This is a genomic window from Natronorubrum amylolyticum (genome assembly GCF_052040145.1).
In the GTDB taxonomy this organism is placed as follows: domain Archaea; phylum Halobacteriota; class Halobacteria; order Halobacteriales; family Natrialbaceae; genus Natronorubrum.
Window position 1 is genome coordinate 369,818 of record NZ_JBPPFW010000001.1, and the last position, 11,645, is coordinate 381,462.

Annotated in this window: 17 protein-coding genes and 1 tRNA gene; 10 read left to right on the forward strand and 8 right to left on the reverse strand. The window is 50.7% G+C overall.

Annotated features, from left to right (window positions below; genetic code table 11):
* Nucleotides 1-46: 46 nt before the first annotated feature.
* From ACSFDB_RS01850 to ACSFDB_RS01865, 4 genes are all read left to right on the forward strand, one after another.
* Nucleotides 47-439 (forward strand): hypothetical protein, encoded by a 393-nt coding sequence (locus ACSFDB_RS01850; protein ID WP_440769344.1) that lies wholly within the window; start codon nucleotides 47-49, stop codon nucleotides 437-439.
* A 530-nt stretch (nucleotides 440-969) separates the two neighbouring features.
* On the forward strand, nucleotides 970-1,167 hold the full coding sequence (locus ACSFDB_RS01855) for a DUF7557 family protein (RefSeq protein WP_440769345.1): 198 nt from the start codon (nucleotides 970-972) through the stop codon (nucleotides 1,165-1,167).
* A gap of 183 nt (nucleotides 1,168-1,350) precedes the next feature.
* Complete coding sequence (locus ACSFDB_RS01860) at nucleotides 1,351-2,670, forward strand: RNA-guided endonuclease InsQ/TnpB family protein (RefSeq protein WP_440769346.1); 1,320 nt, start codon at nucleotides 1,351-1,353, stop codon at nucleotides 2,668-2,670.
* A 56-nt stretch (nucleotides 2,671-2,726) separates the two neighbouring features.
* The gene (locus ACSFDB_RS01865; RefSeq protein WP_440770168.1) at nucleotides 2,727-3,089 is read left to right on the forward strand and encodes a PIN domain-containing protein; all 363 of its coding nucleotides are present in this window, start codon (nucleotides 2,727-2,729) and stop codon (nucleotides 3,087-3,089) included.
* Between the two features lie 170 nt (nucleotides 3,090-3,259).
* Here ACSFDB_RS01865 and ACSFDB_RS01870 read toward each other — a convergent pair whose 3' ends face one another.
* Entirely contained in the window at nucleotides 3,260-3,583 is a 324-nt protein-coding gene (locus tag ACSFDB_RS01870; RefSeq protein ID WP_440769347.1) for a WDGH domain-containing protein, read from the reverse strand.
* A gap of 103 nt (nucleotides 3,584-3,686) precedes the next feature.
* Here ACSFDB_RS01870 and ACSFDB_RS21015 point away from each other — a divergent pair, with 103 nt between their 5' ends.
* Nucleotides 3,687-3,896: a DUF8053 family protein gene (locus ACSFDB_RS21015; RefSeq protein WP_502260879.1), complete on the forward strand. Its 210-nt coding sequence runs from the start codon at nucleotides 3,687-3,689 to the stop codon at nucleotides 3,894-3,896.
* A 26-nt stretch (nucleotides 3,897-3,922) separates the two neighbouring features.
* Here ACSFDB_RS21015 and ACSFDB_RS01875 read toward each other — a convergent pair whose 3' ends face one another.
* Nucleotides 3,923-4,198: a hypothetical protein gene (locus ACSFDB_RS01875; protein WP_440769348.1), complete on the reverse strand. Its 276-nt coding sequence runs from the start codon at nucleotides 4,196-4,198 to the stop codon at nucleotides 3,923-3,925.
* Between the two features lie 210 nt (nucleotides 4,199-4,408).
* Here ACSFDB_RS01875 and ACSFDB_RS01880 point away from each other — a divergent pair, with 210 nt between their 5' ends.
* From ACSFDB_RS01880 to ACSFDB_RS01895, 4 genes are all read left to right on the forward strand, one after another.
* Entirely contained in the window at nucleotides 4,409-4,981 is a 573-nt protein-coding gene (locus ACSFDB_RS01880; protein ID WP_440769349.1) for a hypothetical protein, read from the forward strand.
* A 186-nt stretch (nucleotides 4,982-5,167) separates the two neighbouring features.
* Nucleotides 5,168-5,401: a hypothetical protein gene (locus ACSFDB_RS01885; RefSeq protein WP_440769350.1), complete on the forward strand. Its 234-nt coding sequence runs from the start codon at nucleotides 5,168-5,170 to the stop codon at nucleotides 5,399-5,401.
* 194 nt (nucleotides 5,402-5,595) lie between these two features.
* Nucleotides 5,596-6,255, forward strand: a complete 660-nt coding sequence (locus ACSFDB_RS01890; protein ID WP_440769351.1) for a site-specific integrase — start codon at nucleotides 5,596-5,598, stop codon at nucleotides 6,253-6,255.
* A gap of 72 nt (nucleotides 6,256-6,327) precedes the next feature.
* Complete coding sequence (locus tag ACSFDB_RS01895; protein ID WP_440769352.1) at nucleotides 6,328-6,966, forward strand: MjaI family restriction endonuclease; 639 nt, start codon at nucleotides 6,328-6,330, stop codon at nucleotides 6,964-6,966.
* Here the strand turns inward: ACSFDB_RS01895 and ACSFDB_RS01900 are convergent.
* From ACSFDB_RS01900 to ACSFDB_RS01920, 6 genes are all read right to left on the reverse strand, one after another.
* Nucleotides 6,963-7,637, reverse strand: coding sequence for a hypothetical protein (locus ACSFDB_RS01900; RefSeq protein ID WP_440769353.1), 675 nt, complete (start codon nucleotides 7,635-7,637; stop codon nucleotides 6,963-6,965). The two genes, ACSFDB_RS01895 and ACSFDB_RS01900, sit on opposite strands and share 4 nt — an antisense overlap.
* Before the next feature lie 59 nt (nucleotides 7,638-7,696).
* On the reverse strand, nucleotides 7,697-8,059 hold the full coding sequence (locus ACSFDB_RS01905) for a hypothetical protein (protein ID WP_440769354.1): 363 nt from the start codon (nucleotides 8,057-8,059) through the stop codon (nucleotides 7,697-7,699).
* 134 nt (nucleotides 8,060-8,193) lie between these two features.
* Nucleotides 8,194-9,171, reverse strand: coding sequence for a hypothetical protein (locus ACSFDB_RS01910; protein ID WP_440769355.1), 978 nt, complete (start codon nucleotides 9,169-9,171; stop codon nucleotides 8,194-8,196).
* A 123-nt stretch (nucleotides 9,172-9,294) separates the two neighbouring features.
* Nucleotides 9,295-9,579 (reverse strand): winged helix-turn-helix domain-containing protein, encoded by a 285-nt coding sequence (locus tag ACSFDB_RS21020; RefSeq protein ID WP_502260880.1) that lies wholly within the window; start codon nucleotides 9,577-9,579, stop codon nucleotides 9,295-9,297.
* A gap of 23 nt (nucleotides 9,580-9,602) precedes the next feature.
* Nucleotides 9,603-9,893 carry a winged helix-turn-helix domain-containing protein gene (locus tag ACSFDB_RS01915; protein ID WP_440769356.1) on the reverse strand — a complete coding sequence of 97 codons (291 nt, stop codon included), beginning with the start codon at nucleotides 9,891-9,893 and terminating at the stop codon, nucleotides 9,603-9,605.
* Between the two features lie 489 nt (nucleotides 9,894-10,382).
* A tRNA-Ala gene (locus ACSFDB_RS01920) sits at nucleotides 10,383-10,454 on the reverse strand.
* Between the two features lie 723 nt (nucleotides 10,455-11,177).
* On the opposite strand from ACSFDB_RS01920, the gene ACSFDB_RS01925 reads away from it, so the two are divergent.
* Nucleotides 11,178-11,645, forward strand: a complete 468-nt coding sequence (locus ACSFDB_RS01925; protein WP_440769357.1) for a 30S ribosomal protein S15 — start codon at nucleotides 11,178-11,180, stop codon at nucleotides 11,643-11,645.

The window sequence follows — 11,645 nt, forward strand, 5'->3', positions numbered from 1 at the left end:
TACGTGCTCCCAACATGCGTCTCAACACCGACTCGAGGTGGTCCCGATGATCCTCGACGATTCCGAGCGTCCCGCCGCGGAGTACGAGTCCTTAGCCGACGCGCTCGAGGACCTGCGCGAGGAAGTGGCCGACGAACCGATCAAGGAGTCGCGACTCGAGGGGCTGTTCGACGAGGCGACGACGACCAATCCCAACATCTGGAACACCGTCACGGCGTTCATCGACGTCGAAGACGGCGAGGCGATCGTCACCGAGACGTCGAAACTCGCACAGGGGAGCTGGGCACCCGAGATCGTCGACGACTGTGACGCGATGGTGACCATGGATATCAGCTACGGACAGATGCCCGACGAGTTCAAATACACTGTGCTGAAGAAGTTGGAGGAAAAGATCGAGGCTGCGAGAGAAGCGGCTGAGCGGGCTCGAGAACAAGAGTAGTCGCGATGAGCAGTGATGGGGGGCAAACCTTCACATAGCTGACGTGGGGGACTGACGTGCGAGAGAAGTCGATTGACGCTCTCTCGTGGTCAGTCAGTTTTGCTTGGCCACTGCGACTCCCGCGTTCGTCCCGTCCTGCTGCTGCCTCGATGGTGGTATCCTCGAGCACCCAGTCGGGAGCGCTCGAGGAGATCGCGACCGTCTTGAGTCGGCGGTCGTCGTCGCTGCACAGGTGTGTCTCGCGTTCCTCGCGGAAGCTATCGACTACGGCTTTCGATCCGAACGACGCCTGAAAATAAAGGCGCAACCTGTGAGAAGTAGGTCAGACACCACCAGACTCGAGGACGTGACGGCCGATGAGATTCGCGAGCATATGCTTCGGTTCATCGTGAAACGAGATCTGGATCGTCACCGTACTATCTACGACGAGTTGGCTGGCGAGTAGTGCTGTGAGACAGCCGCCTCGTATTCACATCGTAGCGGGAGAATTCGTCGAAAAGGCTTAGATTCTGCATACACTCTGCATACATATGGGCACGTCAATCCGTGTCTCCGAAGAGACGAAAGCAAAACTCGATCGTCTCAAGCAGGACGACGAGAGTTTCGACGAGTTGCTCGAGCGATTAGCGGACGACGAAGAGCCAATTGCAATCGGGTCGTGGGATTCCGACACCGCTGCACGGGCTCGTGACGCTATCGGTCGATCACGTGAAAGTTTCGAGCGATGACGTTTCTCGACTCATCGGTTATTATATGCGGAGCAGGCGCAATACCACGGCGTTCACGCTGTGGATACGCGCCGTCACTTGATGACGCCAACTACCAAGAACAGCATCGCGGGATATTCCTCCGATCTCAATCCGAATTTTTACAATAAACGCGAGTATAAGTGATTATACAGGCGTTTCACGATGCTGGAACTCCACCGAACTCACCGAGCGAACATCCTCAACCACGCACAGGTAGAGGACTCGCTTGACCGTCACGGGTGGAGTGCCAGCAAATTGTGGAACGTTGCGAACTACCACTCCCGAGAAGTCTGGGAGGACACGGGGGAGATTCCCGACCACGGCGACCTCAAAGATGAGTTGAAGACTCACACCAAATACAAGGGACTACACTCACAGTCCAGTCAGCGCGTTCTGGAGGAACTCGCTGAAGCCTTCAACTCGTGGTACGGCAAGAGGAAGTCAGACAGCCGAGCGAATCCACCCGGCTACCGCAAGAAAAACTACTACGACCAACAGGGCCGTCGTGTCCACGAAGAACACCCGCGTAGCACGGTAACGTGGAAACAGAACGGCATTCGACACGATACCAAGAACAACCGCGTCCGCCTTTCGAAGGGAGCGAATCACAAGGAACACCCAAAAGCATGGGAATACATCCTTGTCGAATACGAAACACGTCCCGGTGTGACGGTCGAAAACCTGCAACAGGTTCGTGCTGTCTACGACAGAGCGAAGGGTCGATGGGAATTGCACCTCGTCTGCAAAGACGAAGTTGAAACGCCTACTGCACCCGGCAATGAGACGGCAGGCATCGACCTCGGAATCTGTAACTTCGCCGCCGTCGCGTACAGTACCGAGGAAGCCGACCTGTACCCCGGCAATCGCCTGAAACAGGACGGGTACTACTTCCCGAAAGAAATCGCTAACTGTGACGACAGCAGTGGTGAACGGGCCACGCGACTCCATCACAAGTGGTCGGAGCGCCGCACGCACTTCTTCCACTCCTTAGCGAAACACATCGTCGAACGATGCGTCGAGAAAGGCGTCTGTCGCATCAATATCGGGAAACTCGCTGGTATCAGAGAGGACGAAAATGGCGAGTCGAAGAACTGGGGTCGCCACGGGAACCTCGACTTGCACGGGTGGGCGTTCGACCGCTTCACGTCGATTCTCACCTACAAGGCGAAGGTTGAGGGTATCGAAGTCGTAGAAGTGTCCGAGCGAGACACGAGCAAGACGTGTTGTGTGTGCGGTAGAGAAGACGACAGTCAGCGTGTCGAACGCGGACTGTACGTGTGTGAAGAGTGTGACGCGGCGTTCAACGCTGATGTGAACGGGGCGGAGAACATTCGTCTCGAGTTGAACCGAAGTAACTCCGAGTCTGCACCCAGTTTGGGTGAGGATAGGAGTACCGGCTGGTTGGCACAGCCCGGAGTCTACCTTCATGACTTGTCCAGCGGATTCCAACCGCAGGCACAAGTGGTAGACTGCAAACCCTAATATCCCAAACGCGGTCGGGATTCCTCCGCGTGAACGCGGAGGAGGATGTCAACGACATGCTCGAGGGTGTTGACGAGACCGTTACCGACGTCGAATCTCGAGGCACACCATATCTTACCTCGTCAATCTGTGTCTACGAGGTTCTCGACGGCACACTCGGTCGTGGTGCGACGGACGTACGAACGGAACGACAGCGTTTTGGCGGCGTTCGCGCACTCGAGTTCAATGAGCAAATCGCACTCGAAGCCGCGCGACTCCAAGACGAACTGCTTGTCGACGGTGAACGGATGGCTGCCCGTGATCTCATGATCGCTGCAACAGCACGCACAACCGGTGACCAACTCGTCGTCGCTGACTCTGATTTTCAGACCGGCGTGCTCGAAGACAAAATGCAGGTCACGAATCTTCGGGACGATTGACCCTGTCCGCGAACCCCGTCCTCGAGGACATATTTTTATTAGCCACAGGTAGTCTGTCACAATCGCGACCGTCTTGAGTCGGCGGTCGTCGTCGCTGCAGAGGTGTGCCACGTGTTCCTCGCGGAAGCTATCGGCTGCGGCTTTCGACCCGAACTCGATACGCTCCGCCATCAGTAGGAACCAGTGATGGAGCGGGCGAATCGGCAGTTCTTCAGGGTCCGGTCGTGGCCGTCGTAGCCTCCTGCTGGGTCGATCTGCTGGAGTGACGACCGCTCGAGGACATTCTCGAGATCGGGCGTAACGTGCCAGGACTTCTGTCCCGCTGGCGTGTCAACCCAGATTACCGGCCAGTCCTTGTGCCAGTACCAGCCTGCGGTGTCCGATCCCCAGGTGAGACAGATTGCTCTCGCGAACGCAATCGCGAGCAAATTCCGGTCGTGATACACCTCGTCGATAGCTTTGCTGTTGTCAGGTGGCGGGTCAGTAGAACCCATATCAGGAGGGACTCGAGAAAGTATATAGCAGTCTGGAATATCATAGTCTCGTACTGGCGAGACCAATGTTTAAACAGATTCAGCGCTAGTTAAAAACGTAGCAATGCCGATCCATCAGTTGACACAAGTTGGTCGTACGTCGGGCGGAGTCGTGCTCCCGAAAAGCGAACTTCGGGCGCTTGGATTGGTTGATGAGAATGGGAACGTAAAATATCAGCCTGTTCGAGTGACCCAGACGGATACGGGAACGTGGGAGGTAGCAGTGATCGAACCGAGCGACTATCCGCAGACACAAGTCCAACACGATTCGTAGTTTTCAGGAGTAAACTAGATCCATTGTTAAATAACCTGTTTGAACCAGTCATCTTCAAACCTGCTCAAACAGTGACTACACATATGACGGCCACCCTCCACCTTCTTTTTCCATTCTTCTAAAGAATCGACATCCTCGGATTGGAATGGAATCGATCTTTGAGAGAGTTCACGGTCAGAATGCTCTTTCGTATGTCCACAATCTGGGTATAGGTGGTATGCGATCGTTCCTTCGGTATTAATATACCAGACAGGGAGTTCTTCAGCTTCAAAATTGGGCTGGTAACCATCTCGTCTACCCATAGGACAATGTTCAACCACAGAATAAATAAAGATACGTAATCGAACAGCCGTCGTAGCGGCGTTCGCAGTACTGACACGCCTTGCGGAAGCCGAAATATGGCAAATATAGAGAGAGGGCCGTTCAGTAGATCAATAAGTGGCTTTCTAGTATAGTATTGATAACTGATTACTACGGAAGATTGATGTAATTCGCATACATCACCCAGTGTAATGGGTTGGATTCGAGATCTCCTCTTATCAACGGGTAATACTGTTGAAGATGTACAGCCACAGCGTGAAGAACGCTTCCCGCTCCATACATACGGACCTGGGTACCCAATCGTTGTTACCCGTCAGGAACTCAATGACCTCACACATCTCTTGGAGATAGAAAGTAAAACGCCAGACGGTTGGGAGAATGCGTCGCTGTTGAGTCGGGAAGACTTCGAAGAGATTGTCGAAGACACAATTGGTGATATCGGTGAAGACTTGCCATCTCCTGAAGAGCGCCGCAGTGAAGTCAGCGAGATTCTCGAATCGTGGCAAGAGCATCTCACTGGTCCGAAAGATGCTGTCTGGACCACTACTGGTATTGGCTATCATTTCGATCTCTATATCAATTACTGCGAAACACGAGCAGAGTCGGAAGGTGATGAATTCAAAGAGCCAGATGAACTTGATACAGCACGCAAAATCCTTAGCCGAATACAGACCGCTCAGGATAGCGACGCCAAGCTTGCAGTTGTACACAAGCGTCATCTTCCTCTTGAAGAGCCGAAAGAAGACTCAGCAGAATCGAGTTAAGACCTCTCCTGTTTCATCTGCGAACTGGATGGGCTAGTTAGGTATGTCCGAGAAGCCTGTCCTCGAGGACATTGACTAACGGTAGGATTCGGAATCGGTATAGAATCACGTCCAACTCTTATTACTACTCTTCTGGAAGATTAAGACATGAATCGGTACTCGACGCGAAACGGTGATCAGATTAGAGTGATCGTTGAAGAAAGCAAAGAACTGTCTTTTTCAAGTGACATTGAGATAACTGCTGTCGGAAACCACGGGAATATCAATAGCACCAATCATGAACCAGAACTCCTCAAAATCTTCCAGAGCGATATCGTATTTGATATAGAAATAGAACCATCGGGCTCGAACAAGACCAATCGGTATGATGGCTGTATGTTAAAATCGCCAACGAAATGGCAGTCCGCCTCGCCACCGTGATGGTTGAATAAAGGCAATTATTTTGTGGTTAGATATTTCTCTGACTGCTGTCCGCGAACCCGGTCTTTAGGGCGCAAGGATGTCCGCGAAGCCCTGATTCGAGGGCATCTTGAGCGAAATTCGGCGTAGTTTCCGTACTGATATCCTGGTCCTTCATGTTCTGTAGGGACAAAACTGTGAATCGAGGACACCAAATGAGACTCAAGCCGTACCCTCATCGCGAGGGCAAGCGAGTATGGTTGGGCAACGATGAACTCGAGTCCGTTATCGACCAAGCGAAGAACACCAAGCAAACGATCGCTTTCTTACTTGCTGGACGATGTGGACTACGCCGCTGCGAAATCGTCCAGATAACGCCCGCTGACATCGTCGACACGCCGACCGGGACGCATCTGCGCGTATGGGAGGACGTTGCGAAACAAGAGCATTATCGCGAGCCGCCGGTTTCTGATCGGCTAGTGACTTACATTGACGCGCACACCGACGCGGCCGGGATCGAACCAGGAGAGTCAATCGTCGATGTCGCCGACAAGACGGTGTATCGCTGGGTGCGTCGGGCTGCCGAACGGCTCCAGGCCAAAACTGGAGATCGAGGTTGGTCGTTTCTCGATGTCCACGATCTACGGCGAACGTGGGGGACGAATTTGCTTGAGCAAGGTGTACTCCCGTCAGTTGTGATGGACTGGGGCGGCTGGGAGGACTGGGAAACGTTCCGACGTCACTATCTCGGTGAGTTCTCACCCGAAGCGATTCAACGAGAACGTGGGAAGGTTAGCTATCTAAAGGGAATAGAAGGCGATGATACAAAACAATTCTCTCGAGAGATGACGATAACGGGAGCAGCAAATATGTAATGATACTAGCTGTAGTGCGAGCTGGAAACTCTCTTACCATAGAACTATAATCTTATGACATTATTTTCATCTATGGCTAATGACCTTCAAATCTCAAAGGACGAGCGGCGACGGATCGCAGTCGGACAAGAACTCGAGTATCCAAGATACACGACGAAAATTATGAACCTCGCTTGCCATACAGCACAGGCAACAAGTCGTGGGTCTGTTGGGTCACTTGACGAAATTCTCAAAGAATTTGAAGCGGAATACCCTGACGGGACCTTTGAGGATTGGGTTGACTATTATGACGAGCGATATAATGGCGAGGTAAAGGTTCAGCGTGCGGCGAAGAAAACTCACGATATGGTCGAGAACATGCGCGAAGCGGTCGACCTAATTACATATGGGATGGTTGAACAGTGGGTTGAGGACCTCATTCTCTACAAATCATACATGGGTTTCGACGCACGAGAGGTGATTATTCCAAAACTTGGTAATGAGTTGCAAGTTGGTTCGAGACTTGCCAACCCAGAAGAAATGGCCGAGGGAATCAGTGGGTATTTAGGGGAACAACCGATCGCTTTGCGGTCAGCAAAACATGACGAGGGGCCAGCAATGTACAACGAGACAGATGTACCGGTAATATACTACGAAGAGACCAATTCAGGAGGATACCGAGTTGAAATGAAGGAATTGAGCCGGACCTTAGACGAATTTAACCGCGATTAAAATTCAGACGAATGGTGTAGGATCTCATCAGATATATATTGTAGAAATTGCTCTGTCTCAAGGTTAGAGGGTTGATACAAGTCAAGATATCCACTTTCAGTTACAGTCATTTTGGTTGTAAAGTCTTCATAGTCATATTCCAAACCTAGCTGGTTGAGTTTTGAGTGCGCCAATACTTCACCGACATCACCATCGTCAAGAACGTTCTCTCCGTACACGGTCCCTTTTTTAGCCTGTCCTTCATTTCCATAAAAACCAGCCTGCCACTGATTGGCGTCAGTATGCTCGTTCAAGAAGGAATAAAGATCGAAATTTGCACGTTCAATAGTAGCACCCGTCTGTTCATTTAAGAGATCGAAGAAGAACTCGCCAGAACCACTACTGATAATAGCAAATGAATCGGGAACGACTACAAACTCCGTATAGTAGGTGTTTTTTGAGCGCTCTTCTGTGGATATGATCTCTTCATTAGAAAACTCAAATGAATCGACCTCTTCTACTCTCTGGATAGCAGCGTACCCTTGGTAAGCCGTTGTACCATCTGGACCTCTAAGGGGTTTTCGAATGTCAAGGGCTCTATTTAATTCGAATTTTCCATCTTCCCTACTTCTTATGAACGACTCTGGCTCTTCGAAATGCCCATCAACCAAGCCAATTACTCCTGAGTCCATGCTACTATTCTATATACTACTGATACTTAATGTCTTAGAAACGCATAGTTTGAGATCCATCAGTCTATCTCGACATTTTCTGCAATAGCATAGAACCTTGCTGGCAATAAATATAGAGAGATTATATAATGGCCGATCAAAGAGTAGAGTATGAAAGAAGTGAACGTCCTAAATGGTAAATCAATTGGAATCAGTGTTTCTCCAGAAGTCACTAAGAAACCAACCACCAACACCAAAGTGGCCAGGCCAATAATAACAGCATACATCGTATGATTTCGTGTGTTCTTAATGAGTTTTTCTTCTCTATCTGTAGTTTCATCACTCACCCGTCCGATAAGCAATAGCATCGCATTGATTGAGAATCCAATTAGCACTGATATCGCTGGAATCAGAACCTCTGCTAAACTATTCGTGAGATTCATTCCGCGCAATATAAGTGTCAGTGATATTGCTATCGGTATAATCCCAAAAATAAATATTGTGCGTTTTTTAGATGAGTCACTGACTAATGACTTATAGTGCTCTCGAACTATCGGTAGAATACTAAATAGTCCCATTAGAATAATGGACTATCCGATATTTCATCTTCATTGTGGTCCTCCAAGATGTCATTAGCAAACTCTCTTGCAATACGTGATAGATCAGATGGGTCAGGATGGCCTTGATCATCCTTATCTATGTTGTCTTTTTCGAAGTCTAAAATCTGGTTCATATTGACTTCTTCCTGAAAGAGTGATAAAGTTCTTTGTGAACCACCATCCTCAATTCTCAGTTTCCCATCTGCAAATTCCTGATCTCGAATTGTAACCGCTGAGCGTTCCGAATTGAAAAACAGATCTTTCATTTCGTCAATATTCACGGGTATATTCGAACCGGCTGTTGAACTATCGAAGACCAGTTTTTCATCAGCTTGACCATAGCTCTTGAACGGTGAGCCAAGCTGATCATGGAGTGCCTGCGCTGAGCGTGTTTTGGTCAACTCCAGGGAAAGGATTCTATCTGCATTTTCTACCTTTTCATAAAGGTCTTCTGTGACCACTGGATCGTAATGAACTAAGCAATTTCCCCTCTTACCGACCCAGTCATTGAAAACCTCCTCAAGGGGCATCTTTGTGCCTAAATTGCCAATTTTCTCGAGGATCAGTAATGCCTGCTTCTTATTGTCTGATGGCAATACTAAGAGAAAATAATAGGGCAGTACAACAGCGTCGTCCGCTCCTCTAGCTCCCTCCTCTAGGGAATCATCGTTAACGTTCCTGTGGTCTGCTCCTGTACCATATCTACCCGTTCGAATAATTCCCTCTATAACATTATCATCTGGTTTCCTTTTTTTTATACTAAATGTTTTCTCCATCTTAGGCAAATTTTCGTACCCCGACTTATAATTTGAGCAAAAACCATCAACCACATTTATCAAATTGTTTACCGAAAAATCAGTCCCTTCGCCCATTAAATTGTCTAGCTGAATTGCATCCTCTGGGTGGTACTTTTTTGTCAAATGAATCCAGTAAGGAATGAGTTTATGAGTCGCCATCTTGTTGCTTACCTCAAGATATCAGGCTAACATAAAAGTTATTGCCAAAGTTATTTTCAGGTGAAAGGTTTGGCTATCTTCCTGAGTACTATACTACCACTGCTGTGACCTCTGATATATGCCTCAGAAGAAGACACTAAGATCAACCACGAAGTGTTTGAGGTGACGGGTTGGCCGATTCTCGACATCAAGATCGCCGTTGAGGTACTCTACTCCCTCACAAGTGATCTCGTACATGTTGCGATCTTCAGAGATTAGAGCAGCCAGTCCAACCTGGGTAAGCATCTGACAACGTTCTTCAACTCGTCCGCGCGAAGCGGTGAGTTTGACAGTTTGAGACATATGTCGTGGCGTAGACCACGAATCTTCAGATAGATGCTCAAGGATTCGTTCATCAAGCGTACACATCCATCGAGCAGGCTTTCGGTCCGTCACGATTCGGAAGTCTGACTCGCATTCGGACCATTTCTCGAACTGTTACCGTTGAGAAAGACCTCGTTTTCGGCATCGTACTCTTCATCGAGGTACGCTTTTCCTCGATCAGTAATTGTGTAGACGCCATTCCCGAGAGGGGCCAAAAGGCCATTCTCAGCGAGTTTGTTACATCGTCGTGAGACCGATGATTGACAAATTCTGATTTCGTCTCGTTCAGTAAGTTTCCCAACTGGCTTTGGTCCTTTCTCACGGATAATCTCGAGAATTCGATCATCCCAGATAGTCATCCAGGTACTCGACTGCCTCGTTAGTCCCCAATACAGTATGGAGGTACCTATTCTTCATCCTATACCCACAAAAGAATTCTCCAGATTGTAACAGGCTTCTGATTCATTTATGCACAATGGGTGTAACACGCAGGTAAGGAGCTACCAAGTTGGCTGAAGATAACTCTTGTTGGTATGTGAGACCGGGCGTCGGTGCAACGCCGCCCAGAAGGTAGCTCTGGTGATCCGGAATAAATCTCAGAACTTCCGTGGGGACTGTCCCCCACACACGGCAAGAGGAATCGCCAGCCAAAAGGTCTGACGCTCGCTGCAAGCAGCTATCAGCACTGTCGTATTGTTAGCCGTCAGAATCCCCTCAGGGAACGAAATCCAGGCGTTAGAAGGACTGAAACGCAAATTTCCGAGTGGGCTCACCGGGATTGAGCAAACCCGGAGGGTTTGCGATGTTCGGCGAGTCTACGACTGAACGAGCGAAGCGACGTGAAGAAGTGGACTCGCCGGGATTTGAACCCGGGGCCTCTCCCATGCCAAGGGAGTGATCTACCTCTGATCTACGAGCCCTCGTTCGCATTCCATCTTTTCCCACGGGAATAGATAAACCCCTCGAAATGCTCGAGCCACCCCTGAGCCTAACACGCACAGTCCCCGCGAACCCACATTCCAGTAGTTATAAGTTAATATCCAGACAAGACGTGTATGGAAGCTACGACTCCAATCCGCCGCAGGGGGCCTGCGCCGAAATGCCCCGGGTGCTGGAACACCCGAGACGTGGCTTCCAAGCGCTAGCTCGAAGCCATGATTACGTTCCGACCACGACGATATAAACGTCCCGCAAGTCAGCCGTATCGCACTCGGAGTACATCCTCACAGCCAACGCTGGGACGCCAGCATGAGTGAGGAAGAGCCTCACCAGTCAGTGTTGGGTCGGTGTCCCAGTTGTGACAGTCAACTCGCGTGGGTTACCACAATGGGTCCGCACACCCACAACGCACAGCCCTGTGGCTGTCGGCTCACCACCCGCCAGATCAGGGCGTTGCTGTAGCCACACGCGAGACAGGCCACCATTTCTTCAGCCCAAACCCACCAGAGCCACGACTTCCGAGTCGGTCCCGGTCTAGAAACCCTTTAGTCCGTCCGAGCGAAAGCCCCGGTGGGAAGCGCACGGCCGCAAATCTGACTGTGCCGTCCACTCTTTCGGACGGCTTGGGATTGCGGAAGTGCAACGGTAGTCGGATGACCGACTATCGCACAATCGAGCGGTCAGTGCGGTTCCTATCCTCACCAATGGCACGAATGCATACCCGCCGCCGAGGCTCGTCCGGATCGGACAAGCCAGCGGCAGACGAACCGCCGGAGTGGAGCGACGTCGACGCGGACAAGATCGAAGACCGCGTCGTCGAACTGGCAGAGCAGGGCTACGATCCCAGCCAGATCGGGATGAAGCTGCGTGACGAGGGTGTCACGGGCACGCCCATCCCGGACGTCAAGCTGGCGACCGGGAAGAAGCTCACCGCGATTCTCGAGGAGAACGACGCCAAGTCGGACCTCCCCGAGGATCTCGAGAACCTGATGGAACGCGCGATTCGCCTGCGCGAGCACATCCAGGAGAACCAGCAGGACTACCAGAACAAACGCGCGCTGCAGAACACGGAGTCGAAGGTCCGCCGTCTCGTCACCTACTACCGAGGGAACGAGCTCGAGCCGGACTTCACGTACTCCTACGAGGTCGCGAAGGACCTCCTCGAGGAGTAA

Bases quoted from the DNA above. Each gene is read 5' to 3' on its own strand.
- ACSFDB_RS01875 (WP_440769348.1), bottom strand. From the start codon at position 4,198: ATGGGTAGACGAGATGGTTACCAGCCCAATTTTGAAGCTGAAGAACTC.
- ACSFDB_RS01855 (WP_440769345.1), top strand. From the start codon at position 970: ATGGGCACGTCAATCCGTGTCTCCGAAGAGACGAAAGCAAAACTCGAT.
- ACSFDB_RS01915 (WP_440769356.1), bottom strand. From the start codon at position 9,893: ATGACTATCTGGGATGATCGAATTCTCGAGATTATCCGTGAGAAAGGA.
- ACSFDB_RS01900 (WP_440769353.1), bottom strand. From the start codon at position 7,637: ATGGACTCAGGAGTAATTGGCTTGGTTGATGGGCATTTCGAAGAGCCA.
- ACSFDB_RS21015 (WP_502260879.1), top strand. From the start codon at position 3,687: ATGCCGATCCATCAGTTGACACAAGTTGGTCGTACGTCGGGCGGAGTC.
- ACSFDB_RS01850 (WP_440769344.1), top strand. From the start codon at position 47: ATGATCCTCGACGATTCCGAGCGTCCCGCCGCGGAGTACGAGTCCTTA.
- ACSFDB_RS01890 (WP_440769351.1), top strand. From the start codon at position 5,596: ATGAGACTCAAGCCGTACCCTCATCGCGAGGGCAAGCGAGTATGGTTG.
- ACSFDB_RS01905 (WP_440769354.1), bottom strand. From the start codon at position 8,059: ATGAATCTCACGAATAGTTTAGCAGAGGTTCTGATTCCAGCGATATCA.
- ACSFDB_RS01895 (WP_440769352.1), top strand. From the start codon at position 6,328: ATGGCTAATGACCTTCAAATCTCAAAGGACGAGCGGCGACGGATCGCA.
- ACSFDB_RS01865 (WP_440770168.1), top strand. From the start codon at position 2,727: ATGCTCGAGGGTGTTGACGAGACCGTTACCGACGTCGAATCTCGAGGC.
- ACSFDB_RS01880 (WP_440769349.1), top strand. From the start codon at position 4,409: ATGGGTTGGATTCGAGATCTCCTCTTATCAACGGGTAATACTGTTGAA.
- ACSFDB_RS21020 (WP_502260880.1), bottom strand. From the start codon at position 9,579: ATGTGTACGCTTGATGAACGAATCCTTGAGCATCTATCTGAAGATTCG.
- ACSFDB_RS01870 (WP_440769347.1), bottom strand. From the start codon at position 3,583: ATGGGTTCTACTGACCCGCCACCTGACAACAGCAAAGCTATCGACGAG.
- ACSFDB_RS01925 (WP_440769357.1), top strand. From the start codon at position 11,178: ATGGCACGAATGCATACCCGCCGCCGAGGCTCGTCCGGATCGGACAAG.
- ACSFDB_RS01860 (WP_440769346.1), top strand. From the start codon at position 1,351: ATGCTGGAACTCCACCGAACTCACCGAGCGAACATCCTCAACCACGCA.
- ACSFDB_RS01910 (WP_440769355.1), bottom strand. From the start codon at position 9,171: ATGGCGACTCATAAACTCATTCCTTACTGGATTCATTTGACAAAAAAG.